Annotated in this window: 22 protein-coding genes; 5 read left to right on the plus strand and 17 right to left on the minus strand. The window is 34.9% G+C overall.

What is annotated here, in order from left to right; genetic code table 11:
• Positions 1 to 46: 46 nt before the first annotated feature.
• The 12 genes from NST63_RS22600 to NST63_RS22655 all read right to left on the minus strand — a co-directional run bounded on the left by NST63_RS22600 (position 47) and on the right by NST63_RS22655 (position 16,053).
• A complete protein-coding gene (locus NST63_RS22600) occupies positions 47 to 802 on the minus strand; it encodes an IclR family transcriptional regulator (RefSeq protein ID WP_212943787.1) in 756 nt (251 codons plus the stop codon).
• 64 nt (positions 803 to 866) lie between these two features.
• A complete protein-coding gene (locus tag NST63_RS22605) occupies positions 867 to 2,039 on the minus strand; it encodes a saccharopine dehydrogenase family protein (protein ID WP_212943785.1) in 1,173 nt (390 codons plus the stop codon).
• A gap of 49 nt (positions 2,040 to 2,088) precedes the next feature.
• Entirely contained in the window at positions 2,089 to 3,591 is a 1,503-nt protein-coding gene (locus NST63_RS22610) for an aldehyde dehydrogenase family protein (protein ID WP_212943783.1), read from the minus strand.
• 19 nt (positions 3,592 to 3,610) lie between these two features.
• Positions 3,611 to 5,275 carry a thiamine pyrophosphate-binding protein gene (locus NST63_RS22615; protein WP_212943781.1) on the minus strand — a complete coding sequence of 555 codons (1,665 nt, stop codon included), beginning with the start codon at positions 5,273 to 5,275 and terminating at the stop codon, positions 3,611 to 3,613.
• Positions 5,259 to 6,452 (minus strand): LL-diaminopimelate aminotransferase, encoded by a 1,194-nt coding sequence (locus tag NST63_RS22620; RefSeq protein WP_212943779.1) that lies wholly within the window; start codon positions 6,450 to 6,452, stop codon positions 5,259 to 5,261. The genes NST63_RS22615 and NST63_RS22620 overlap by 17 nt, the downstream gene beginning before the upstream one ends.
• Before the next feature lie 213 nt (positions 6,453 to 6,665).
• The gene (locus NST63_RS22625) at positions 6,666 to 8,255 is read right to left on the minus strand and encodes a Na+/H+ antiporter NhaC family protein (RefSeq protein ID WP_341043786.1); all 1,590 of its coding nucleotides are present in this window, start codon (positions 8,253 to 8,255) and stop codon (positions 6,666 to 6,668) included.
• A 159-nt stretch (positions 8,256 to 8,414) separates the two neighbouring features.
• Positions 8,415 to 9,500 carry a DUF871 domain-containing protein gene (locus NST63_RS22630; RefSeq protein WP_341043787.1) on the minus strand — a complete coding sequence of 362 codons (1,086 nt, stop codon included), beginning with the start codon at positions 9,498 to 9,500 and terminating at the stop codon, positions 8,415 to 8,417.
• Positions 9,501 to 9,593: 93 nt separating this feature from the next.
• Positions 9,594 to 9,902, minus strand: coding sequence for a PTS lactose/cellobiose transporter subunit IIA (locus NST63_RS22635; RefSeq protein ID WP_058003119.1), 309 nt, complete (start codon positions 9,900 to 9,902; stop codon positions 9,594 to 9,596).
• A 20-nt stretch (positions 9,903 to 9,922) separates the two neighbouring features.
• Positions 9,923 to 11,224, minus strand: a complete 1,302-nt coding sequence (locus NST63_RS22640) for a PTS sugar transporter subunit IIC (RefSeq protein ID WP_212943775.1) — start codon at positions 11,222 to 11,224, stop codon at positions 9,923 to 9,925.
• Positions 11,225 to 11,248: 24 nt separating this feature from the next.
• Positions 11,249 to 11,551, minus strand: coding sequence for a PTS sugar transporter subunit IIB (locus NST63_RS22645; RefSeq protein WP_058003121.1), 303 nt, complete (start codon positions 11,549 to 11,551; stop codon positions 11,249 to 11,251).
• A gap of 401 nt (positions 11,552 to 11,952) precedes the next feature.
• Positions 11,953 to 14,595: a sigma 54-interacting transcriptional regulator gene (locus tag NST63_RS22650; protein WP_212943774.1), complete on the minus strand. Its 2,643-nt coding sequence runs from the start codon at positions 14,593 to 14,595 to the stop codon at positions 11,953 to 11,955.
• Positions 14,596 to 14,724: 129 nt separating this feature from the next.
• Positions 14,725 to 16,053, minus strand: a complete 1,329-nt coding sequence (locus NST63_RS22655) for a polysaccharide biosynthesis protein (RefSeq protein WP_212943772.1) — start codon at positions 16,051 to 16,053, stop codon at positions 14,725 to 14,727.
• A 244-nt stretch (positions 16,054 to 16,297) separates the two neighbouring features.
• On the opposite strand from NST63_RS22655, the gene NST63_RS22660 reads away from it, so the two are divergent.
• The gene (locus NST63_RS22660; RefSeq protein WP_212943770.1) at positions 16,298 to 16,879 is read left to right on the plus strand and encodes a biotin transporter BioY; all 582 of its coding nucleotides are present in this window, start codon (positions 16,298 to 16,300) and stop codon (positions 16,877 to 16,879) included.
• A 78-nt stretch (positions 16,880 to 16,957) separates the two neighbouring features.
• Here NST63_RS22660 and map read toward each other — a convergent pair whose 3' ends face one another.
• Positions 16,958 to 17,701: a type I methionyl aminopeptidase gene (map, locus tag NST63_RS22665; RefSeq protein WP_212943768.1), complete on the minus strand. Its 744-nt coding sequence runs from the start codon at positions 17,699 to 17,701 to the stop codon at positions 16,958 to 16,960.
• Between the two features lie 251 nt (positions 17,702 to 17,952).
• Here map and NST63_RS22670 point away from each other — a divergent pair, with 251 nt between their 5' ends.
• Positions 17,953 to 18,396 (plus strand): C40 family peptidase, encoded by a 444-nt coding sequence (locus NST63_RS22670; RefSeq protein ID WP_212943766.1) that lies wholly within the window; start codon positions 17,953 to 17,955, stop codon positions 18,394 to 18,396.
• A gap of 538 nt (positions 18,397 to 18,934) precedes the next feature.
• On the opposite strand, the gene NST63_RS22675 is transcribed toward NST63_RS22670, so the two are convergent.
• A complete protein-coding gene (locus tag NST63_RS22675) occupies positions 18,935 to 19,468 on the minus strand; it encodes an RNA polymerase sigma factor (RefSeq protein WP_212943763.1) in 534 nt (177 codons plus the stop codon).
• A gap of 503 nt (positions 19,469 to 19,971) precedes the next feature.
• On the opposite strand from NST63_RS22675, the gene NST63_RS22680 reads away from it, so the two are divergent.
• The 3 genes from NST63_RS22680 to NST63_RS22690 all read left to right on the plus strand — a co-directional run bounded on the left by NST63_RS22680 (position 19,972) and on the right by NST63_RS22690 (position 22,902).
• Entirely contained in the window at positions 19,972 to 20,550 is a 579-nt protein-coding gene (locus tag NST63_RS22680; RefSeq protein ID WP_139358065.1) for a hypothetical protein, read from the plus strand.
• 368 nt (positions 20,551 to 20,918) lie between these two features.
• Positions 20,919 to 21,047 carry a hypothetical protein gene (locus NST63_RS22685; protein WP_276513981.1) on the plus strand — a complete coding sequence of 43 codons (129 nt, stop codon included), beginning with the start codon at positions 20,919 to 20,921 and terminating at the stop codon, positions 21,045 to 21,047.
• Between the two features lie 298 nt (positions 21,048 to 21,345).
• Complete coding sequence (locus NST63_RS22690) at positions 21,346 to 22,902, plus strand: ABC-F family ATP-binding cassette domain-containing protein (RefSeq protein ID WP_078109393.1); 1,557 nt, start codon at positions 21,346 to 21,348, stop codon at positions 22,900 to 22,902.
• A 318-nt stretch (positions 22,903 to 23,220) separates the two neighbouring features.
• Here the strand turns inward: NST63_RS22690 and NST63_RS22695 are convergent, their stop codons facing one another.
• From NST63_RS22695 to NST63_RS22705, 3 genes are read right to left on the minus strand one after another with little or no spacing between them, the layout of a single operon-like run.
• Positions 23,221 to 24,282 carry a DUF4097 family beta strand repeat-containing protein gene (locus tag NST63_RS22695; RefSeq protein WP_341043788.1) on the minus strand — a complete coding sequence of 354 codons (1,062 nt, stop codon included), beginning with the start codon at positions 24,280 to 24,282 and terminating at the stop codon, positions 23,221 to 23,223.
• Positions 24,282 to 24,836, minus strand: a complete 555-nt coding sequence (locus NST63_RS22700; protein WP_212943759.1) for a DUF1700 domain-containing protein — start codon at positions 24,834 to 24,836, stop codon at positions 24,282 to 24,284. Before NST63_RS22700 ends, NST63_RS22695 begins: the two co-directional genes overlap by 1 nt.
• Positions 24,823 to 25,152: a PadR family transcriptional regulator gene (locus NST63_RS22705; RefSeq protein WP_058003131.1), complete on the minus strand. Its 330-nt coding sequence runs from the start codon at positions 25,150 to 25,152 to the stop codon at positions 24,823 to 24,825. The genes NST63_RS22700 and NST63_RS22705 overlap by 14 nt, the downstream gene beginning before the upstream one ends.
• Positions 25,153 to 25,190 lie beyond the last annotated feature (38 nt).

Raw genomic sequence — 25,190 nt, forward strand, 5'->3', positions numbered from 1 at the left:
TAATATAGCAATTATCATTGATAAAAGATAGCACTCAAATCAAACATTAACGATGCCCTAACTCGGAGGAAATTTTTTTAGAAATAATCCTTGTCTTGTCTTTAATATTCTCTAAATTCCTACCCTCAAAGCGATAATAAGGGCCACTTACCGCAAGAGAAGCGATTACTTCACCGTAATAATTATATATAGGAAATGATATTCCGATTGTTCCCTCATCCTGTTCTCCATAACTAACGGAGAAACCATTTCTTTGGATTTCTTCTATTTCCATCATTAATCGATCTTTACTCAAGAGATCTTTTTTAAAATCTTGTAAAGTCGTCTTCTCTATTATTGCTTTTCTCTTTTCATCTGATAAATAGGCTAATAGTAATTTAGGGCCAGAACCAAGATAAAGAGGAGATCTCTTTCCAATTCTTGTATACAACCGCAATGCATGGGTACTTTCCACTTTTTCAATATAAACAGCCTCATCCTGATGGACAATGACTAAGTGGACAACCTCATTTATATCATTGGCCAATTCTTTCATAAAGGGGAGCGAAATCTTCCTTAATTCCAATTGATCCGAAACCAATTGTCCTAACTCCATTAGCTTTAATCCAAGTCTGTAACGCTTATCATAGTCTGAATCCCTTGTTTTCGTTAGAAAGCCACAATATTCTAATGATGACAATAAACGATAAACCGTTGGCTTTGGTAATTGAACAAGTTCAGTTATTTCCTTTAAGCTCAATTCAGGTCTTTCCTCTGAGAAAAAGTCCAAAAGGCTTAATGCCTTAATAATACTTTGATTCACTTTGTTCTACTCCTTTTCAAGCTATAAAATACTCCCCCTATTTATTAGAGGGAGAGAAACAGGATTATACATTAACATTAGAACGAGATTGCGAACTTTTATCCACTATATTAACATCGCGCTTTGCCATTTCTTCAATATAAGCCCTTCCAGGAACAATTTTTTCTGGTGGGTAGACACCTTTTTGAGAAATAAGTCCACTACCAATCATTTGAGCTACAACAGATATCGTATTTGCAGTTGCCCGAGCCATGGCGGTTACTTGATTCACACGATCTTTATAGGTGATCAATTCATATTCTAGCTTTTTCTTTGCACCATTTTTATTTCCTTCAACAATCACTCTAAGAAGTACAGCATCATCTTTCTCACCTAGCTCAACTATCGGATCTAATGCTTTTAATAAGACATCCCGGGGCTTGATTTTTTGACCGTTTACTTCTACTTCATAATCACTTCTTGTTAGATTTAGATCAACTAGTAATTTAAACTTTTCTGCATGCCCTTGATACCTTATCGTTTTATATTCAAGTGTCTCTACATTTGGATAGGACAGGGATAATGTCGATGTTCCACCTGCTGTATGAAATGCTTCTAGTGGACCAAATCTTTCAAAATGAATTGTTTCAATCTCAGATAAAGAAGGGACCTCTTGTTTGATTCCGTTTCTTATAACTAAAGATGGATCAGTATAGTGATCGAATACCCCTTCCATAGAAAATACATGATTATACTCAAGTGGTGGTTCAGGTACAACAGGAATACCACCTACATAAATTTTAATCGATTTAACCTCATCCAGCTGACTAGCACCATAACCTGTAAGAATATTAATCATTCCAGGTGCTACACCTAAATCAGGAATCAACGTCACATTTGCATTTTTTGCATCCTCATGCATTGCCAAAACATGATCTGTCGCGTGCCCAATATGCCCTCCTAAATCTACACAGTTTACCCCCACATCAATCGCTGCTCTAGCCACTTTTTCATTGAAAGTATAAAAAAGGGCATTAATAACGACATCATAATCACGGATAAAATGTGCCAATTGATCTTGGTTAGTTGCATCTAAGTAGGCAGATGATAGTTTCGTAGATTTTAGCTGCTGGCATACAGCCTCAGCTCTTTTCACATCCACATCCGCTAATGTAACTTTCTCCACACCTGCACTATTCACCAAATCTCTAGTTGCTTCCTTTCCCATAAGTCCAGCACCTAAAACAGCGATTTTCATGAAAATTCCTCCCCTGATTGTTTCAAATTTGTTGATTAAAACGATTCAATTACTCCACATCTATTTGGGCACGTTGAAGCTTCCCACTATAATCCACATATACACTCTTCCATTCTGTAAATACATCTAGTGCTTGCACTCCTGAATCACGATGGCCATTTCCTGTACCCTTCGTTCCACCAAATGGTAAATGTATCTCAGCACCAGTCGTTCCTGCATTAACATATACAATTCCAGTGTCTAAATCTCTTTGTGCAGCGAACACTCGATTCACATCTCTAGTAAAAATAGAACTTGATAATCCATATGTAACGCCATTGTTCACTTCAATTGCTTCCTCAAAGCTTTTGACTGGAATGATTGACACTACCGGTCCGAAAATTTCTTCCTGTGCAATTCTCATATTTGGTGTCACATCCGTAAATAAGGTTGGCTCATAATAATAGCCATTTCCAAGTCTATCATCCTTGACTATTGAACCACCTGCTAAAAGCTTTGCCCCTTCATTCTTTCCAATTCCAACATATTCATGGATCTTCTGAAGTGCACTTCCATTAATGACTGGACCTATCTTCACACTTTCATCTAAACCATTTCCAAGTGTTAGTTTTTCCATTGCTACTAACAGCTGCTCTTCAAGTTTTTCTTTTACATTCTCATGAACAATAACGCGACTACATGCTGTACATCTTTGACCACTTGTTCCAAATGCGCTCCATAAAATTCCTTCTACAGCTAATGTTAAATCTGCATCATCCATTACAATAACGGCATTTTTTCCACCCATTTCTAGGGATACTCGCTTTAACATTCTTCCACATGTTTCTGCAATCGTGCGCCCTACCTCATTGGATCCTGTAAAAGAAATGACATCAATATCTGGATGCTCAACCATCGCATTCCCCACTTGGGAACCTGAGCCACAAACAAGGTTTATCACTCCTTTTGGCAAGCCTGCTTCTTCAAATATCTTTACTAGTTCTCTAGCCATTAGCGGTGTTTCCGTTGCGGGCTTCCAAATGACTGCATTCCCTCCGACAATTGCGGGAAATGACTTCCATGTTGCAATAGCAATTGGGAAATTCCAAGGAGTAATAATACCAACAATCCCAACAGGAACGCGAATGCTCATCGCAAATTTATCTTTTAACTCAGATGGAGTTGTATTTCCGAATAACCTTCTTCCTTCCCCCGCCATATAAAAGGCCATATCAATTCCTTCTTGAACTTCTCCCCGTGCTTCTTCAATGACCTTCCCCATTTCTTGCGTCAAAATTCGTGATAATTCTTCCTTTCTATCCTTCATAATGAGACCAACACGATATAAAATCTCAGCTCTTTGCGGGGCTGGTACTAATGCCCACTTTTTTTGCGCCTTTTTTGCTGCTTCTACTGCAAGATCAACCTCTTCTTTTGATGAGAGTAAAATTTCCCCAATAGATTTTCCTGTTGCCGGATTAACAATTGATGTATACTTTTCTTCAGTTGGAACGGTCCACTCCCCATTGATATAATTAACTACTCTTTCTCCGCTAATGACTGTATTTAACATATTCCTATCTCCTTTTTCCTTATAAATTTTCACGTATATCTTTTATCGTTTTTGTCGTAGAGATTTGCGCCCTGTCCATCTCAATTTCAATTACAGTAGGCTTAGATGAATACATCGCTTCTCGTAAAGCCTTTTTAAATTCCTCTTTTGTCCTAGCTTTTACACCATTTGCATTCAAAGACTGGGCTAATCCACTAAAATCTATATCCCCTAGATCAGTTCCGCTAACTTTAGTAGGATAGTGAATTTCTTGATGCATACGAATGGTTCCATACATTCGATTATTAAATACGAGACTAATGACCGGTATATTGTAACGTGAGGCTGTTTCTAATTCCTGGACAGTCATCATCATTCCGCCATCCCCAGATAGAGAGACGACTGTACGATCTGGATGTGCTAGCTTAACACCAATGGCTGCTGGCAAACCGTACCCCATTGCTCCTGATGTTGGACCAATATAGGTCCCCTTCTTATGAAACTGATAATACGAATGTAGCCATCCTGCAAAATTACCCGCATCATTCGTAATAATAGCGTTATCCGGAAGATTTTCTTGTAATAAATGTATGACATCAAAATTAGTTAGTTTTTCACTTTTGCCATTATTCATTATTAAAGTTGTTTCAATATAAATCTGGTGGCATTGATCCACCCATTTTTGCCATGTTGGTTGCACCTGGATGCCTTGGAAAGCGAATAATGCATTTTTTGCATCTGCTACGATCCCTACTTCGGGAGGATAAACATTCCCAAGCATATCTGCACTGATGTCAATATGAATTAATGTTTGTTCTGAGGAGAGTAATGTGTAATCTTGAGTTGTGACTTCAGATAGACGTGTACCTATAGCAAGAATTACATCCGCTTCATTTACAGTTTGAAGTATCCCTTTAGCAGTTCCTAAACCTAAATGGCCGACATATAGAGGATGATTATTAGGAAAAACATCATGTCTCCTAAAAGCAGCTACGACTGGTAAATAATATTTTTCCGCGAAGTCGATGAGCTCCTGCTCACCTTTCGAATGAATAATGCCACCCCCCGCAATAATAAGTGGTTTCCTTGCATTATTTAATATATGTTCAATTTGAGCTAACTCAGTCTTAGCTGGGACAGGTTTTGGCACATTCACTTTTGAACCAAAAGCCATTTCACAATTCTCCTTTAATATATCTTCAGGCAAAGAAACGACAACTGGTCCTGGTCTTCCCGTTTGTGCTATTCGAAATGCTCGTTGTACCAATTCAGGGATTCTTACAGCATCATTAATTTCGACAGTCCACTTGGCAATATGACCAAAAAACTGATCCAAGTCTACTTCTTGAAATCCTTCACGACCACGAAATTTACTGTGAACCTGACCTAAGAATACAACCATAGGAGTCGAATCCTGATATGCTGTATGAACACCAATTGCTAAATTTGCCCCACCTACCCCACGGGTTGCCATCACCACTCCGGGTTTTCTCGTTGCTTTTGCAAACCCCTCCGCCATAAATGAAGCCCCACCTTCATGCCTCGTAGAAATTAAATCTATGGTCGGTTCGTCGTATATTGCATCTAATATTGGCAAATAGCTTTCTCCTGGTACACAAAACACCTTTGTTATTTCTTCGATTTTCATACATTCGATGATTGCTTGTGCAGCTCCCATTACTTTCTTTTTAATGGTTAGGGGCATGTTTTGTCACCTCAAGGTTCAAGGATTTTATTCTTTTGACTGCTTCATCAAGACGCACAGTTGGAACGGATAAGGAGATACGAAAATAACCTTCACCAGATGGCCCAAACGAATTTCCCGGTGTAATAATGACACCCGCTTTCTCCAATACCATTTCAGCAAATTGACTGGAAGAAAAACCACTCGGTACTGGTGCCCAAATAAAGAATGATCCTCTCGGCTTTTCTACATGGATTCCAATACTTTTTAATGCTTCAAGCATTTTTTCCAACCGCTCATTATAAATCGCATTATTTTGTTCGACAGCATGATAATCACTTGTTAATGCTTCAGCTGCTGCTTTTTGAATCGGTAAAAATTGACTGGTGTCTATATTACTCTTTACATTCGATAACGCACGGATAATTTCCGAATTCCCCACCACGTACCCAATGCGCCAGCCAGTCATATTAAAACTTTTGGACAGAGAGCCGAATTCTATTGCTATTTCTTTTGCACCTTCAACTTGTAATATACTTGGGGCTTTAAATTGATCAAACGTGACTAAACCATAAGCAGAATCATGGATGACACCGATTTGGTGTTTTTTTGCGAAGGCAACTGCTTCTTCAAACACATCTAATTCAACAGTTGCGGCGGTAGGATTTCCTGGGTAGTTCAAAAACATAAGCTTTGCCTTTTCACAAACAGATGGAGGCAATTGTGAAAAGATAGGGCGGTAATGGTCTTGCGCATCAAGTGGTAAATCTATACACTGCCCTCCGGCAAGATAAGTGGCTGTTCGATAAACAGGGTAGCCAGGATCAGGAATAAGTGCTGCATCTCCCGGATCGATCATTGCTGGAATAACATGAGCAATTCCTTCCTTCGAACCAACGAGAGTAAGAATTTCGGTAGTAGGATCTAGATCCACCTCATATTGTTGTTTATAGAAGGAAGCTACTGCCTCTCGGAATTCTTGGCAACCTGCGTATCCAGAGTACTTAAAATTACTTGGATCTTGTAACTCCTTTATTAATCGGTCTACAATAAAATTTGGTGTTGGTAGATCAGGTGCACCGATTCCTAAATCAATAACGTCCACCCCTTCTTCCTGCAATCGTTTCTTTTTTTCATCAATGACTGAGAACAAATAAGGTGGCAACCCTTGAACCCTTTTGGAGACAAACGAAGACATTTCATTCCCCTCTTTCCATATACAATTCACTACATTTCATTATATGAAATACAGTTTCATATATTACAAGGTTCATTATATGATAGCGTTTACATTTTATCAATATTTATTTTGAATTTTCTAAATAGCAGTCCTTTTATACTAGTGTCTTCATATTTCTCCTCAAAAAGGTAAAACTGACTCGTACTCTTGAGTCAGTTTTTAATGTGATTCTTATATTTTAGATGACATTCCATCTCCATTTACTGTAAAATTCTCACCCTTTTTCATAAAAAGCGTAAATAGAATTAGCAGCACCAACACAGTAGCAAGACCAGCAATGGTACTACTTGTTATCCCAATAACTAGGTAACCCAAACCAGCTATTCCTGCAGAAGTTAATGCATAAGGTAACTGAGTCATAACGTGATCCATATGATCACTCCCTGCACCTGTCGATGAAAGAATTGTTGTATCCGAAATCGGTGAACAGTGGTCACCAAATACGGCACCAGCTAAGACAGCAGCCATTGTAGGTAGTATGATGGATACATCTGTAACAGCAGAGATTTCACCCGCAATCGGCAATAGAATTCCGAATGATCCCCAGGAGGTTCCTGTCGCAAAAGCGATCAATCCAGCAATGATGAACATGATAAAAGGTAAAAAGGCTACATTCATATTCATGCTTTTTACTAAACCGGCTAAGTATTTTCCCGTTTCTAATTGGCCAATTAAATCGACGATAATCCATGCAAAAATTAGTATTAAAATTGCTGGAATCATAGATTTTACTCCTTCTTTTAATCCTATAAAGAATAGCTTAGACTCGACAGTCTTTTTCTTAAGGCTTTGATTAAAAAAGTATCCAAGAGTAATAACTAGCCCAACTATGCCTCCATAAAAAAGGGATTTAGCAACATCTGCATTTTCAAAAATCGTCATTAAATTTTTACTTCCATTTGATGCTGAAGACCCTGTCCAAAGCATCATAATAATCGTGGAGATGATCAATGTAATTAGTGGCCAAATTAGACTGCCAACTGTTCCTTTATCGCTAATTGGTATTTCTTCCTTCATTTCTCCAGGAGCAGTTTTATTTGGATCGAATACTTGCCCTGTATTCATTGCACGATCTTCATGTTTTTTCATTGGACCAAATTCTATTCCCCGAAGGGCAATAATAAAAACAAGCGCTAATGCTGACCATACATAGAGATTCATCGGAATCATTTTTAAAAAAGCAGTTAAAGGAGCAATATCTGAAATGCTGTGAGCGGTTAAAACAGAGCCAATAATCCCAATAATATAGGCACCCCAACTTGAAATAGGAGCAATGACACAAACTGGTGCAGAGGTAGAATCAATAATATAGGCGAGCTTTGCTCTCGAAACGCGATGTAAATCGGTAATTGGTCTAGATACTTGCCCAACTGCAAGAGCATTAAAGTAATCATCAATAAAAATAACTACGCCAAAAATCGCAGCCATCATTTGGGCACCAGCTCTTGTTTTTACACGTTTCATTGCCCATTCACCAAAAGCGCGTGCACCACCAATTATTGTAATAAAAGCAGTTATAACACCAAGGATAATAACAAATAATTCTATAAAAATATTCCATGTATTTAATTGACCATCTACCCAAAAAATAGCTTTTAGCGCTTCCCATAATGTTGATAATGTATTTAAAATATTGCCTTCTGCTAACAACAGTGCCGCTGTTACAATACCAATTCCTAATGACAATAATACCTTTCGAGTTAAAATAACCATTAAAATAGCAATTAGCGGTGGTAACAATGAATAAATTGAATTCTCCATTCTTTTCCCCCCTGTTTTTTAATTAATCGATGAAACCTCCTTTTTTGATTATTTTTAGATTATTTAGTCTAATCAGAAATTATTATATTGATTTCTTTATCCTTCTGTCAAATCACGAAAAACTAAAAGGAGCTATCTCACACAGATAGCTCCCAATTCTTATGATTTTTTTTCAACTAACTTAAACTTTTGCCAAGGTTCAATTTTATTCAAAAGAAACAGCTCTTCTTCAGCAATATTTCCTATTATATTTGACTTCCCTTCATTCTCCATTTCTTTTAAAGCAATATGTAATTCCCCTTTATATCTTTCGTATAGGTCATTATCAATTGTTACATGACCACGTTTAATTAATTCTGTATGATGTGTAGGAAATGCTTCCTTTTTAAACTCTATTCTACTCTCAGTTGAGCGAATCACATAGGCAGAAACATCTCCACGATTAATATGTGTTCGTTCCAGTGCGATTTTTCTTTCTACCTGTGATATACCTGATTGAAATTGTATGCTCAGCTCTAGGAGATAGCGATTTAAACGACCGAGCTGACTTAATTCTTCCTCCGATGCAAAAGCATTCCCAATAATTAAATCATCAATAACACCAGTATTAAACAAATCCTTCGCTTGTACGATAATCGGCAAATAACGATGTTCCTCTAATGTTGGGAGTCCTTCTTGGACTGGCCATGGCCCATAATTTGCATGTGAAGAGGATATCATAGCTGCTGTTCGAATTCCATGCTCTTTATATTGCTTTGAGCATTTTAGAAAATGCTCGCGTGATAAGCCCGTGTATTTTCTAGGATAAAAATTATGACAACCAATCAATGCATGCTTATTCGGTGAGTACGAAAGGATTTGTTCTAAGTATTTTGTTCCTTGACTCACATTCAATTCAATTTTTAAGCCATACTCGTTCATCGACATGATGCTTTCCTCTAAACCAGAAAAGCCTAAATCAAGACGTAAACCTGAAAGACCAAGTTCCTTAAAGTATCCTAAATCCTTATAAGAAAGCTGCAAATCTTGAAAAACACTTGGACTAACATCAGCAATCACTTCATAACCAAGTTTTTGTGCCCTACTTAATAAGTTTTTCATTTGTTTAACATCTTTTTCTTCGCTAACTGACATTAAACAGGTAAAGAGTCTTGAAAAACCATGAGAACTAGCTCGCTCTAAATAATCAAATTGTTCCTTTTCCGTTCCATATTGCGGGTAAATGGATATTCCTAATTGTCTCATTATCAATTCCCCTTTCGTATTTATTGCTTTCTTATCATTTATAGAAAAGAAGAGAGGGTATCACTCTACCCTCACTTCCACGTTCTACACTATTTATTGATTCATAGACTCATATAGCTCAACAAACTCTTTTGCAAGATCCTTAAATGTAATGGCGTTCATTAAATGATCCTGAGCATGGACAAGAAGTAAAGTTACCTCGGCACGATTCCCTCTTGCTTCATTTTGAATTAATGATGTTTGCACATGATGTGCCTCTAATAATTCCTTCTCTGCTTTTGTAATAAGCTCATAGGCCGTACTAATATTCTTTGCTTTTGCTGCTTGAATTGCCTCGACAGCATCGCTTTTTGCATTCCCACTATGCGTAATGATCGTCATTACAATTTGTTCTACATTCATTATATGATCTCCTTTGCTGTCTATTTCGCTTGTTGGATGGGCTCTGCTTGGTTTTTTTGCTTTTCACTTTTCAAGAATGCTCGTTCAGCCATTTTCACAAATGGGATATAAATAATTATAGATACTAATAGATTAAATGCTGCCAAAACTCCACCTTTCCAGGAAGCTGAGGTTATGATTCCTCCAATGATTGGTGGTGTCGTCCAAGGAAGGAATACAACAGTTTTCGGAACAAGTCCTGTTGCAATTGATACATAACTAATTATCGTTAATAGAATAGGTGTTAATATAAACGGAATAAACAATATCGGATTTAGTACAATTGGTAAGCCAAATACAACGGGTTCATTGATATTAAAAAGCCCAGGGGCTACAGATAACTTAGATAAGTTATAATATTGCTTTTGTTTACGCCCTACCCAGATTATAGCCAGTAACAATCCAATTGTAGTACCTGATCCACCTAAAAGAACAAAGCCGTCAAAGAATGATTTCGTAACAATATTTGTTATTTCTGTTCCTGCTTTAAATGCAGCAATATTATCATTAATCGCTGGCAAATAAACCGCTTGCATCACTGGCTCTATAATATTGGATCCGTGTAAGCCAAAGAACCATAAAACATGAATAACAACTGCAACTAATATTGCCGACCATAATGTATTTGCCAATTTTGAAATAGGTGCTTGAAGAGCATCATATAATGCTTGGTGTATATCAGGCATTCCGAGCTTTACAGTTATCACTTTCAAAAGTCCAAAAATTGTTAATGTGATCATCGCAGGAAATAATGCAGCAAATGATTTCGATACTGCTGGAGGTACCCCATCTGGCATTTTAATAACTAATTTAGGATTCCCTAAAAGTCTAGTAAAAATCTCTGTTGAAACTAATGCGACAAAAATAGCTACAAAAAGTCCTAACGCCCCTGCCCATGATAATGGTAATCCACCATCCTTTGTTGTCGCCATGATTGATAGCAAGGCAGCTACAGATACAACCCCCGAGGAAAGTCCATCCTTATCATATGACTTAGCTAAATTATAAGCGATTGTAAACGCGACTAGTATTGAAACAATTGCAAAAGTACCTTGCCATAAAACTCCACCAAACATAGTCCAGTTTTCCCCAAAAATAGACTTCATGAAGTTCTGATAGGCTTTAATTGGCAAGTTATTAAATAATGTTGCAAACGATCCTAAAATCATCAATGGCATAATAGCAACGAATCCATCACGTATAGCAACTAAGTGTCTTTGTGCGCCAATTCGTCCAGCAATTGGAACAAAGTATTTTTCTAAAAACTGAATAATTTTATTCATCCATTTTTCCCCCTTATTCCCTACTTATAATAATTGTAGGGCTTTAGTAAGCACTGCATCCCCGTTCATTGTTCCATAGTCAATGCTATCAATCACTTGAACTGGTATTCCTTTCCCATCTAGCTGCTTTTCAAGTTTCCCCTTTAAAAATCGTACTTGTGGTCCCAGAAGTAAAACATCAATCTCTTCAAAATGATTCTTCGCTTCTGCTTCTGCCACTGCAAATATTTGTATTTCTTCCCCTTTTTCTACTGCTGCTTTTTCCATTTTTGTTACAAGTAGACTGGTAGACATTCCAGCTGAGCAAACTAACATAATTTTTTTCATGTTGTCTTTTCCCCCTTAATCTAATAGCGCTTTCATTTTATGAAGGCTCTTTTCTCAAAAATAGTTGCTAATAAGTAAAGTTATAATGAATTTCTATCGGTTGAGGACCGCTACACCTTCATTTCACCGAGAAAGGAGCGGCAAACTCCATCGGACCGCTAAATCCTTTATTAGGTGTAATATCCAGCAGTTGTTTTTTTACCAAAGCAACAAATTATACGAGAACAGCCTTTTTGAATAATAAATGTATAGAACCTTAATGAGTGGTTTCACCTCCTATATTTAATTAATATGCAAAAACTGTGCCAACTTAAATTTGACTAAACTCCTTATTCTATCGCCAAAAAGAAAAACACAAATATGTAATGATGATTACACACTTGCGTTTTTAATTACACACATTATGATTTCCTATTTTCAATAAACATCTGACATAAATAAGCTGTTTCTGATTCCGATAATATAAAATCAAACTCTTTTTCGAGATCCCTTAACGTTTCTTTTACAACGCTCATTTCTCTAGCATATTTTTTTCTAAAACCAGAAAAATCATCAAATTGACGAACGGCTTGCTTTAATTTCATGTTTTCAATTAAAAAAATAAGATGGATAATGATTCCTTTATCTACCCCATCTTCAAGGGTAATCATTAATTTACGTTCTATTTCGTTTACTAATTTCCTAAGTCGCTGAATTAACTGCTGAACATGAGGGATAGTGGAAATATGCCCTTCGAGAGACTGGGCCATTTTCTGGTATGGTTCTTCATCCTCAATTAATTTTTCTATTTCTTTAAATTTATTTTTATGAAACACATCAATGGCAGAAAAAAATGGAATATCATCATACTGAAAATGGACAGTACCTACGATTGCTAAAATATCATATTGTTCGGAGATCTGTCCGACTTTTTCCGTGAATGCATGGCGATTGAGAAACTGAATAGATAGAATTTCGATGTTTTTTCCTTTTACTAGATCTACTAATCTAGTTTTCAATTTCAATGCAACACCTTCGCCCGTAAAACAAGCCGTAATAATTGCCTTTTTTAAAGGTTTTTCTCGGGATTTAGATGTACTAAATTTATAATCGAATAATTGCTGACAGCTTTGGTAAATATCCTCCAGGCTTCTTCCCAACGAAGCTTTACGCACAGCCTCCATCACAATCGGTGTACTTGTCATTGATATCGTTTTTGTTTTCACACCTGTTTCTTCAAAAATCATGTTTCCAAAAGAAGACAATGATCCCATATCAACTAGAAATAATACTCCCTTTGTTGGATTCAACTCGATGACAGTATTTTTTACTCGTTCATACATTTCCCGAACTTCCATTGATAGTGGCATATCTAAGGCTTTCCCTTGCTGAACACCTAATAAATCCTGTACAGTTTGTAACATACTTGAAGCAGTAGATTTCCCATGCATCATCACAATAATTCCTACATTTTGCCCTTGTTGATGCATATTTTCCTCAATATCGGCAGCAAGGAACATTGTAATAAAGCCAATTTCATCAAGTGGAATTTCAACATTTAATTCATTTTCAATGATTTGGGCAATCTCAATAGAAACTTTAAATTCCTTCGAGTATTTCTTTCTTATTTCATTTAAATTAGGATGAAATACAGTCTGGAATTGTTTAATCCGTTCAATTGACCCCTGTATATGTAAAGCAAAAGCAAACTTCATTTTATTGCTGAAACTCCTACCTAATTCACCCTCGGCAAAGCTGTAGATTTTTTCAGTTATCCCCCAAATTTGTTCATCAACAACTTCATTAACCCCAACTTCAGGAAGCTTATCTAAATAACGATTGAAATATTGGTCAATATCGACAAGTAACTCCTTTTTAATATCCGCATCGCTTCGTCCATCTTGATGTAATTGATGCAATTTACTCTCAATTACATCATAAAAATCATCATCCTCATCTCTCATTTCACTATCTGACTCTTGATCATGAAATTTAAATATTTCCTGATCACTTCCGATTAATCGATCCATTTTTTCACGGAAATCTTTAGTATCAAGCAAGCCTTTTTGAACATGGATAGGTAAGTCCATCTGTGTAATATTTAAATATTGAATTTGATTGGACTTATAATTGAGAAATGCTTTTGCACAGGATAATTTCAAATCACGCTGCAGCTGACCGATATTCGCAGATGCATGGTATATTAATAAGGCACTCAAAGCTCTTCGATCCACATAAATGGTTTCATTTAATCTTTTGGACTCAAGGATTAGAAAATGTTCAATCAATTGAAACCTTTCCTCTAAATTTCGATCATCTAATGATGGCAAGGTAATGGACATCGGAATTCTTCTAGTAAAAGTCTCCAGTAAAAAAGATTCAGGATTTTCGGTTGTGGCTCCAATAATTTGTACTGAAGCTTTACGTAAATGATCACTTTCTCCTAATCTTCTAAACTCCCCTTTATCGATAAAGGTAAATAGCATTTCTTGTCCTTCATGTGGCAGTCGGTGTATCTCATCGAGAAACAATATACCACCATCACATTTTTCAAGTAACCCGGGTCGGTCTGAATCCGCCCCAGTATATGCACCTTTTTTCACTCCAAAAATATGTCCATATAAAAGCTGGGGATTCTGTGAATAATCTGCACAATTAAACGTAATAAAAGGCGCATGATTCTCTAAAATATTTGACTCAACTGCATACTCATACATGCATTCGGCAAATAATGATTTACCCGTTCCTGTTTTTCCAAGAATTAAAGTGTGTAATCCTCTAGGTGGATATAATATAGCAGCTTGAGCTTGCTGAACAGCTATTTTTAAACTTCCATTTGCACCAATTAATTGTCGAAAAGGATAGTTTTGTCGCTTTCCTTTGTTAACAACACGGTATAGAATAGGTTTTCCACTTTGCTTTTCTATACTTTTTTCCTTATAAAGTTCATTTAAATACCTACTAACATTGGCCCGATCGAGATTGAGTTCATCAGCAATTTGTTGGGCTGAGAAACTCTCATTAGAATTTTTAAGAAAGGCTAAAATTTCATCTTTTCTGCTCAATCTGTTCACCTCCTGTCTCTGTAATCGTTAGCTCCATTATTCTAATCAGATAATTATATTAATTTTAACGTTTATTTGAATGCGTTTCCATATATATTATAAAAGTCCTAGATTGCTTTTAAAATTTTATTAAAACGATTGTTTTACAGGTTTTCTAAAAAATAATGATACACCAATTTTTTTACATATTGTTACATAATGCATGAGCATAACAAGTAAAGCTCCTGTATTCATCGCGAGTATAATACCAATCATATTAAATTCCTGTTGTGATCCAAGAATAATCATCATTATAAACATCACAACCGTAGACCAAACAAAATGAAGAAGCGTATCTTTAATTAAACCAATTCCTATTAAAAAAGCTTGCATAGGAATAGCGAAAAAGTGAAACAAAAAATATGGCCAGAGAAGTTTTAGGTACATAGGGGCAACATCTGAATCAAAAAACATATGGGTAAGTGGCTCTGCAAAAATGTGAAAAATAATGACAGCTGGTATTCCATAAACAAAGGTCATCAATATAACCTGCTGCAACAGGCTTCTTAGCTTAGCAAAATCCCTTTTTGCATATGCCTCAGATACAGTTGGAATTAATACAGTAGAAAGGGAATGAGCAATGAACGCTGGAAAAAAACCGATACTAAAAGCCACACCTGTTAGTAATCCAAAATGCTCAATCGCCATTGTTCCTGAAAATCCAGCTTTCATTAAAGATGCTTTTATCAGAAAAGGTTGGATGGCATGGGAAATAGAGTGAGTGATTCTCATTCCAGTAGTCGGTAGTGAAACCGACATGAGACTTTTTCGAACAGATTTACCCGTAAGTCTTACAGCGCTTTTATGTTTTATTAACTTAAATTGTAAAAAGAAGGTATGGACTAAATAAACAAAAACAATCAGTTCACTTCCGATTAATGTACAAAGAGCAATCAAAATAGCCTTGTCTAATTCGAATTGAAATAAATTATATACAATGACAAGTAAAGTTAATTGAACAATTCTTCGCAAAAAATTTGCTATTGCAATCTTTCCCATATGTTGTACTCCCATAAAGTAGCCTCTAGCTACTGAGGAGAAGGATACAAGTGGAATCAACACAATTACTAGTCCACGTATATATGGATGATAGTGATTAAATACGGGAAGTATTGGCAAAATAGCAAGTGCTAAAATAACTAGGACGATTGTAAATAACACCGTAAATCGGATCGCATGCTGGAGCATACTAAAATGATACTTGTCTTCTTTTTCAGCAATAAACTTTGAAATGGAAACAGGTAATTCCATACTTGCTAATACAACAATAAAAAAGATAACCGGTAATATAGACATATATAAACCCATGCCTACTTCTCCTAGTTCTTTAGCCAAAACCATATTTATAAAAAACTCAACACATTCACCAATAAATGCTACAACTACCAACAAAAATGTCCCTTTAAAAAAAGAAGTCATACTGTCTCTCCTATCTAGTAAAAACTCATCCTAATTTATGATATGAGACAAGTACTGAGAATATTTTAACCTTTTTTAAAATCTCTTTATTAGTCTTTTACTCCCATTAATTTGTAGAGTACTTTTAAAATTATATTCCAAAAACCCGAGACGCCTCTTATTTGTAAACCTACAAAAAATGAAAGTTGACATATTTCCTCCCTTTCATTATTCTTTTTATAGTAGATAAAAAGGGGATGAACTAATGAAATTTCGTGCCATTGATATTTGTTATATTGGTTTATTTACAGCATTTATGATGATTGGAGCGAATATCACTTCTATTGTTCCATTTATGGTAATAGGTGGGGTTCCTATTACATTACAAACCTTTTTTGCTATTCTTGCTGGAGCGACCCTTGGAAGCAGATTAGGAGCAATATCAATGATTGTTTATACTATTGTAGGGCTTGCTGGTGCACCTGTTTTTGCAAGATTCAGTGGTGGAATAGGCGAAATAGTCAGCCCAACTTTCGGATTTATTATTTCATTTATTTTTACAAGTTACATAGTTGGCAAGATTATTGAGAAAAAACCAACATTTCTTATGTTTATAACAGCATCACTTATTGGATTAGTTATCAACTATATTATTGGTACAAATTGGATGTACTTTGCTTATCAATTATGGGCAGCAGCTCCAGACGGCTTTACTTATAAAATTGCATGGCTATGGATGGCTGCACCACTTCCAAAAGATATTATCCTTTCTATCTGTGCAGGTTTATTTGCAATGCGCCTACATCGAACAATAAAAATCCGACAATTTTCTGTACCAGCAAAATAACACAAAAAGGAGCTAGCATTTCAAAATGCAGCTCCTCATTTTCTTTATAGGTTAAAGAAGATTCTTGAACTTATTTGACTATAAGGTCAATATTATTGGTTTTTCTTTCGTGACGATAATAGTATGCTCAACCTGAGCAACCAAGCTTCCATCAGGAGTTTTGTATGTCCACCCATCATCCATCTCAACTACTTCCTCAGCACCAGTAGAGATAAAGGGTTCAAAAGCTATTACCATTCCATCCTTTAATAAATCATTATCCCAAGGCTCGTAATAGTTCATAATATAATCAGGCTTTTCATGAAGTGCTCGTCCTACCCCATGACCTGTTAAATTTAGGATGACATTAAAACCACTTCTTTTTGCCTCATTCATTACTGCCTTACCAATTTGATTTTGCTTTGAACCAGCCTTAATTTTTGCAAGTCCTTTTTGAAATGCCCGTTGAGCACAATCACATAGCTCTTCTAATTCGGGACTTGATTCTCCGACCACAAAAGAAATACCTGTATCTGCGTAGTAGCCATTCCAAGATCCTGAAACATCAATGTTAACCAAATCTCCATCCATTATCATTCGATCACTTGGGATACCATGTGCCACTTCATCGTTTACACTAATGCATGTATAACCAGGAAAGTCATATTCACCTTTTGGTCCAGAAATTGCACCATGGCTTTCAAATAATTGACCTGCTCGTTCATCTAATTCCTTTGTTGTTACACCAGGCTTCGTTAATGATTTTAATTCATCACGTATCTCAGCTACAATTTTACCTATTTTTTTTAAAGCTTCTAAATCCTTCTCATTTTTTACAATCATTTGATCTTTCCTTTCAAAAAAAGTACATAGTCCCTTTTCATTATATAAAAAAAGATTTCATAATCCAAAGTTCCACTCTTTCGACAACGAATAGCCTTATTTTTTTCCAATAAACGGAAGAAACCTCGTGCTATAGCTTTACCTTTGTAACATTTCTGTAATATTTGTTTAAAATAACTGTAAAAAATATTTCGACAATTATCTGTTATATTATCAATAGTAGACAAAAAACGACTGAGGTGGCCAAATTAATGAAACGTATCGGATCCATTGTTATAACAATCGCCCTAGCAATTTTACTAATTTTACCATTCCAATCTGCAAGCGCTGCAGAATTTTCTCCAGATGATCTTATTAAAGAAGCGAAAAAACATATTGGAACACCATACAAATGGGGTGGCGTTACGCCAAGTGGATTTGACTGCTCAGGTTTCGTCTATTATTCTTTCAATAAAATGGGAGTTACTTTACCCCATTCTTCTGCAGCCATATATAATAAGGGGGAAAAAGTTAGTAAATCAGAACTCAAACCTGGTGATCTAGTATTTTTCAACACAAGCGGCTCAGGAATTTCTCATGTATCAATTTATATAGGCGATAATCAGATCATTCACTCCGTGGATAAAGGTGTTAAAATAGACAAATTAAACAGTTCTTATTGGAATACACGATATGTTGGAGCAAAGAGATTATAGTTGATAAAGCAGCGAAATACGCTGCTTTTTTTAATACAGCTTTATTGAATAATATTTAAATTTCTTATTTATATAGACGCATTAGTTAAGAAAAAGTTTCATTTTAAACAAAAAAATTTCTAAAGTGGGATATTACAACCCGTTTTACACCAGCCTTACTTTAATTATATGAAGCTCTCTCCTCAAAAGTTCATTTTCTTTACAAAAAATTTTAGATACTTTCAACTTATTTCACCAATTTTGCATAGATTATTAGTGTCATACAAAAAATGAATTAACAATGGTATTAAAAGCCGTCGATGATATGTCTAATCAATCTAAACGCTATTCGAAAAGGCCAGATAATTATTTCTGGTAACCAGGATAATAGATCTAAAACAAAATCCCAAAATGTATAGTGTTCATTTTTAATTTTTTTCTGATGTTTTCTGCTTTTTCTCAAACTCAATCACTCTTTTTATGATTAATCTAACTAGTCTTGGAACAAGCATCATACAGAGTTTTTAATATTATCGTATGAGGATTCAACCGAATCTCTTTAGTATATTCCCACTACTTTTCTTCGTAATCGTTCCTTTCCTCTTTTGAGATGTGTCTTTACCGTTGATAATGGCATAGACGTTCGTTGTGATATATCTTTCATACTACAATCATAAAAATAATATAGTAGTAATGACTGTTGGTATCGGCTCGGAAGTTCATTAATTTTCTTTATTAAATTTTCATGTAAAACTTTCTCTAGTACCGTTTTTTCTGTTTCATCCTGTACTTCATTTTGTTCAATTACATCCATTTTTTCTTCTAAGTATCGGTGCTTTACTTTCTGTCTTTTCCATTCATCCTTACATTTATTTAAAGCTATTTTAAATAACCAGTTTTTAAACGATGAACGGTATTCAAAGGAATCATATCCAATATATGCAGCTATAAGAGTTTCTTGATATATATCCTCTGCCAATTCCCAATGTTTCATTAGCGAATATATATAATTTAAAAGTGCTTTACCATGTGTAATAACAAAGTTTTCTATATCTATATTTTTCTGTTGTTCACGATCTATTATTCTATCCATACCCTAAGATTCTCTCCTTAGTATTTGTAATCTTTTTTCTCATTATAAAGATCCATCTTTAAAATAAAAGAAACTGTTTCTTAAGTTTTCCTTAAATATATCTTTAAAATTTTTTAATAAAAATGAAACGAAAAAGAAATTACCTTTGATTGTTAATTGTGTTAATCTTATCTAAAAGAATAAATATTTATAAAAATAGGATAAATATCCTTTTCTATTCAGATTGAGCAAGGAGCTTTCTCATACTACTATCTACAGTTGAATGACGGAAATAGGTTTGCTCCATACAATGACTTCAATGACAAATCATACTACGAATATTAATTAATTAACTCAGTCTTAGGTCTTAAAGATAATTACTGCGATAGTTCGTATTCTGTCTGGAATAAATGAGATAAGATACCAATAAAGGGGAAAAATCATGAAGTTCTTACAATTTAAAAGAGTCTTTAAAGCAAGATGTTCCCTTCCTATATTTCAATTCTACATAGGAGGAAAATTGTGTGGAGCAACGTAAAATTTATTTATTACTAACCGATACTGGTACAATGTTTACAAGAATGATAAAGCTTTTTACTCAAGAACCACTCAACCACGCTTCATTAGCCTTTGATGATAATCTGGTTGAAGTATATAGCTTTGGCAGAAAAAATATGAGAAACCCTTTTATTGGAGGGTTTGTAAAAGAAAATATTCGTACGGGTCTTTTTAAACATGCTAAATGTGCTATTTATAGTTGTACGGTTTCTGAAAAGCAATATCAAGAAATGAGAAGAAAAATCATAAATTTTGAAAATAATAAGCAAAACTATAAATATAATCTTATTGGGCTTATTGGAGTCCTGTTTAATATAGAAATTGAGAGAAAAAATGCCTATTTCTGCTCTCAATTTGTTGCATCAGTGTTAAAAGACTCGGGTGTCGTTCTCATTAATAAGCCTTTAGCCTTCGTTACTCCAAGTGATCTAAAAGCAACCTCTCCTTTTCAACTAGTTTATGAAGGAAAATTAAATTTCTATTTCTCCACAACTGAGATGAACCAAAATTCAAACAATCAGCCACTTTTATTAAAAACAATGTAATGATTATCTATCTAAAGAAAGCATAAAACCATTAAATGTCTCTATTGTTTTTATGCTTTTTTTATTTTTCTGTACGCTCTTTTCTCAAACATTCACTATTTAGATAAAGTGTTAACTGATAAATATAGGTTTGAATACTCGTCAACCACCATCAATTCACAGGGAAAAGCGCTGCAAACAGTGAGCCCTAAATTTGTAGAAAAATTTTTCCACAGTGGTACCGCCTATAGAAATATTAAATACAAAATTCCAAGATAGAGGCTTAAACTAAATATAAATACCTTTAAGTAGGTAATTATAACTATTTATCGAAATATTATGCAAAATATTCCAACTCTGCTATATAATCTCATTAGGAGGTGAATATCGTGAAAAAGAAAATTGCATTTCTTTTATTAGTTTTTTCTGTTTTTGCAGTTTCATCTGTGTCTGCAGCGCCAGATAGAGACCCTATTTGCATTAAAGTTCCAGGAGGGCAAGATATTTGTGAATGGTAGACATAAATTATTCCTTTGAATCTATCGAACCACTAAATGTGGTTATTTTTTTTATTAAACCATACATAATATGAGTATTTTAAAAAGCCTATTTGTCCGACAAAGGCAATCAATCTCCTTTACTTAGTTCTTCTATAAAATAAAATCATATTACTCTATCCTTCAACTTCATATTACACCTATCTAAACGACAATATTTTCTAGGTCCATCCCTAAAAAATAACTTTCAATCCTACTCCTTTATTAGTTATAATTTTTATATGTGAAATAAGAAACTGATTGAAAAAGGTGTATATAGATGAGTATTTTAACAGTAAAAGATTTGAGTCACGGTTTTGGTGATCGTGCTATTTTTAATAATGTGTCATTTCGTTTGTTAAAAGGAGAACATATCGGGTTAGTTGGAGCCAACGGTGAAGGTAAATCTACGTTTATGAATATCATTACAAGAAAGCTACAGCCCGATGAAGGAAAGGTTGAGTGGGCGAAAAAAGTCCGTGTCGGTTACTTAGACCAGCATGCGGTCCTAAAAAAAGGAATGACCATGAAGGATGCTTTAAAAGGTGCATTCCAATATTTATTCGACCTTGAAACAGAAATGAATGGACTCTATGAAAAGATGGGTGAAGCCACACCGGAAGAATTAGAGAAGATGCTAGAAGAAGTGGGAACCATTCAAGATATTTTAACTAACAATGATTTTTATATCATTGATGCCAAAATTGAAGAAATTGCAAGAGGGCTTGGACTTGATGACATCGGACTTGATCGAGATGTTCAGGATTTGAGTGGTGGACAACGGACAAAAGTGCTTCTCGCAAAACTACTTCTTGAAAAACCAGATATCTTGCTTCTTGATGAGCCTACTAACTATCTAGATGAGCAACATATTGAATGGCTAAAGCGCTATTTACAAAACTATGAAAATGCTTTTATTTTAATTTCACATGATATTCCATTCTTAAATAGTGTTATTAATTTAATTTACCATATGGAAAATCAAGAATTAAATCGATATGTTGGTGACTATGATGATTTCATGAAAGTATATGAAATGAAGAAACAACAATTAGAATCTGCCTATAAAAAGCAGCAACAAGAAATTTCTGAACTAAAAGATTTTGTAGCAAGAAATAAGGCGAGAGTTTCAACCAGAAACATGGCAATGTCACGTCAGAAAAAGCTAGATAAAATGGAAGTTATTGAATTGGCTGCAGAAAAACCAAAGCCAGAGTTCCGCTTTAAAGAGGGACGTACATCCGGAAAAATGATTTTTGAAGCAAAGGACTTAGTTATTGGTTATGATGAACCACTTTCAAGACCATTGAACCTTCAAATGGAACGTGGCCAAAAGATTGCTCTAGTTGGTGCAAATGGTATTGGAAAAACAACATTGTTGAAAAGTATACTAGGAGAAATTAAACCTCTATCTGGTTCAGTTGAGCGTGGGGATTATCAATTAACAGGATATTTTGAACAAGAAGTTAAACAGGCGAATTATAATACGTGTATTGAAGAAGTGTGGAATGAATTCCCTTCCTTTACACAATATGAAGTTCGAGCTGCATTAGCTAAATGTGGATTAACGACGAAGCATATTGAAAGTAAAGTTGAGGTACTTAGTGGTGGGGAAAAGGCAAAGGTTCGTCTATGTAAATTAATTAATAAAGAAACAAATATCCTAGTACTTGATGAGCCGACAAACCATTTAGATGTCGATGCGAAGGACGAATTAAAACGTGCCCTTCAAGACTACAAAGGCAGTGTTCTTCTTATTTGCCATGAACCTGAATTCTACCAAGATGTCGTAACAGATGTATGGAACTGCGAAAACTGGACTACTAAGGTGTTTTGATCTGTAAACACCTAAAAAAGGTGTTTTGATCTGTAAACACTATACTAAAACTAATGACTAATTATAAAACATAGGAGGGAATGAATAATGGATTTTCCATTATTCATTCCCTCCTTATTTTGATTGTTATTTTATACTGTTTTCGTATAATTTGTTGCTTTTATAAAAGCCCAACTACCCGCTTTTACTACCAATTAAGGATTCTAACGGTTCTTATGGAGAGTCTTTTCTCAGTAAAATGATATGTGTAGCGATCCTCAGTCGATATTTATTAGTTATAACTTTACTGAAATCGCAACAATGTTTGAGAAAAGATCCTTATTTTAAAACAAAATCTCCCGATGTCGTTTTTACCTTTAATTGAATCGAACCATCACCAATTTTACCTTTTATTTCATGTTCATTTTTTTCAGTATAGGTTGCTCCAGAAACTTGAATTTTCCCACTACCTGATCCGCCATTAAAATCAATGGCAAAAGGATATGTCTGTTGCTTTGTTCTCACTTCAACTGTACCACTTGTTGCTTCTAAATTCATATTTCCAACTTGTTTATTAGGTCCAATCTCTATATCTCCCGAAGTAGCATTTGCAATAATAGTTCCACTAATGCCATCAACAACGATGCTTCCAGATGTTGCATTGATTTCTGATTCCTTTGCTAAAAGCTGATCAACATTTATATCCCCAGAAGTAGATTTTAGCTTTACTTTTTTTGCCTCATTGTTATTTACATTAATTTCACCACTTGCAACTTGAACAGATAATTGATTGGCAACTTTTACATCGTCATTTGTAATATCCCCGCTCGTTGCCTTCAAGAATAAATCTTCTGCCTGATTATTTGCAGCTTCGATTGTACCACTAGTTGATTCAATAACCAGTTTATTATTCACCTTACCATTTTTAACATTTACATCACCAGATGTTGCTTTAAAACTTGCATTTCCAGCAGAAATATCCTTTACAGTTAATTCTCCTGATGAGGATTTTACATCTAATGATTGATACATTTTCTCAGGAATTTTCACATACAATTTTATACTGCTATAAAAAGTAGCTCCAAAGCGAATTTTTTCCTTAACCTTAATTTTAATACGGTCCCCATCATTGTCTACTTTTAATTTATACTGCCCTTTTTTTCTTATCGTTTCCTTTCCTAATAAATCAACTTGAACATCATCACTATTTGACGGCTCTAATACGACATCCACAGATCCAGAATCAATTTGAATTTCATTTATGTTTTTACCACTAAATGATTTCTTTTCACTCCACTCTTTCGGATGAAACAAAGAATCCTTATTTGCATATAAACTTGCTGTCGTGCCAATAATACCGATTATCAGTAAAATGATTGCCCCTAAAATCATTTTTTTCATTATGCCTTTCCCCCTTTAATTATCTTTACATTAAATTTTATATAGCGAAGAATAACGGAATAAAATAACTTTCCTATATTGATCATTGCAATACTTAAAAGTAACCCGATCGCACATAACACAATCGATACAAAAAATTGCAGTAAAAATAAATCAAATCCTGTAAATATCCCCCATGAAACGACTAATAAAGGAGCAACCGTCATCACAATTGCAGTCACACACAATCCAATATACACCCCAATAAGTCCTAGAACGGGCCCCAATAAAAAAACAATATTAAAAAAACTTAAACTAACCGTTGCAATCATCGCACGTGTAATATTTGGAACAGAACGATCCTTTTCTGCTGCACTTATTCGATACTCTGCTATTAAATCCTTAGCAATCATTTGTGGATCCCCTAGCTCTAAAACAACTTCTTCCTCCGTTTTTCCATTTTCAATCCCGATTGTAAAATGCTCTTCAAAATCATAAAGCATATCTTTTCGATCACGTTCAGGAACTTTCGATAAATAGCTTTCTAGACTTTTTATAAATTCATTTCTCCCCATTCGCCATACCCTCCGTAATAAATTGATTGACTGCCTCGGAAAATTGCCTCCATTGACTAATTAAATCAAACATATATTCAAGGCCTTTTGTTGTAATTGAATAGTACTTTCTTGGTGGCCCTTCAGTGGATTCTAATAAATAAGTGGTTAAAAGATCATCCTTTGTTAATCTTCTAAGTAAAGGATACAGAGTCCCTTCTGCAACTTCTATTTTACTGGATATATTTTGAGCTAACTCATAGCCATATTGATCCTTTTTAGAAATTAAGATTAGAACGCATAGTTCTAAAACACCCTTTTTAAACTGGACATTCAAAAAATCCACCTCCTACAAATTAATATCAGCTACTGCAC

The sequence above is a fragment of the Heyndrickxia sp. FSL W8-0496 genome, from assembly GCF_038007825.1.
Taxonomy (GTDB): domain Bacteria; phylum Bacillota; class Bacilli; order Bacillales; family Bacillaceae_C; genus Heyndrickxia; species Heyndrickxia oleronia.

Coding starts and splice junctions, on each gene's coding strand:
- NST63_RS22605 (WP_212943785.1), bottom strand. CDS start 2,039: ATGAAAATCGCTGTTTTAGGTGCTGGACTTATGGGAAAGGAAGCAACT.
- NST63_RS22610 (WP_212943783.1), bottom strand. CDS start 3,591: ATGTTAAATACAGTCATTAGCGGAGAAAGAGTAGTTAATTATATCAAT.
- NST63_RS22615 (WP_212943781.1), bottom strand. CDS start 5,275: ATGCCCCTAACCATTAAAAAGAAAGTAATGGGAGCTGCACAAGCAATC.
- NST63_RS22620 (WP_212943779.1), bottom strand. CDS start 6,452: ATGTCTTCGTTTGTCTCCAAAAGGGTTCAAGGGTTGCCACCTTATTTG.
- NST63_RS22625 (WP_341043786.1), bottom strand. CDS start 8,255: ATGGAGAATTCAATTTATTCATTGTTACCACCGCTAATTGCTATTTTA.
- NST63_RS22630 (WP_341043787.1), bottom strand. CDS start 9,500: ATGAGACAATTAGGAATATCCATTTACCCGCAATATGGAACGGAAAAG.
- NST63_RS22635 (WP_058003119.1), bottom strand. CDS start 9,902: ATGAATGTAGAACAAATTGTAATGACGATCATTACGCATAGTGGGAAT.
- NST63_RS22640 (WP_212943775.1), bottom strand. CDS start 11,224: ATGAATAAAATTATTCAGTTTTTAGAAAAATACTTTGTTCCAATTGCT.
- NST63_RS22645 (WP_058003121.1), bottom strand. CDS start 11,551: ATGAAAAAAATTATGTTAGTTTGCTCAGCTGGAATGTCTACCAGTCTA.
- NST63_RS22655 (WP_212943772.1), bottom strand. CDS start 16,053: ATGACTTCTTTTTTTAAAGGGACATTTTTGTTGGTAGTTGTAGCATTT.
- NST63_RS22660 (WP_212943770.1), top strand. CDS start 16,298: ATGAAATTTCGTGCCATTGATATTTGTTATATTGGTTTATTTACAGCA.
- map (WP_212943768.1), bottom strand. CDS start 17,701: ATGATTGTAAAAAATGAGAAGGATTTAGAAGCTTTAAAAAAAATAGGT.
- NST63_RS22670 (WP_212943766.1), top strand. CDS start 17,953: ATGAAACGTATCGGATCCATTGTTATAACAATCGCCCTAGCAATTTTA.
- NST63_RS22675 (WP_212943763.1), bottom strand. CDS start 19,468: ATGGATAGAATAATAGATCGTGAACAACAGAAAAATATAGATATAGAA.
- NST63_RS22690 (WP_078109393.1), top strand. CDS start 21,346: ATGAGTATTTTAACAGTAAAAGATTTGAGTCACGGTTTTGGTGATCGT.
- NST63_RS22695 (WP_341043788.1), bottom strand. CDS start 24,282: ATGAAAAAAATGATTTTAGGGGCAATCATTTTACTGATAATCGGTATT.
- NST63_RS22700 (WP_212943759.1), bottom strand. CDS start 24,836: ATGGGGAGAAATGAATTTATAAAAAGTCTAGAAAGCTATTTATCGAAA.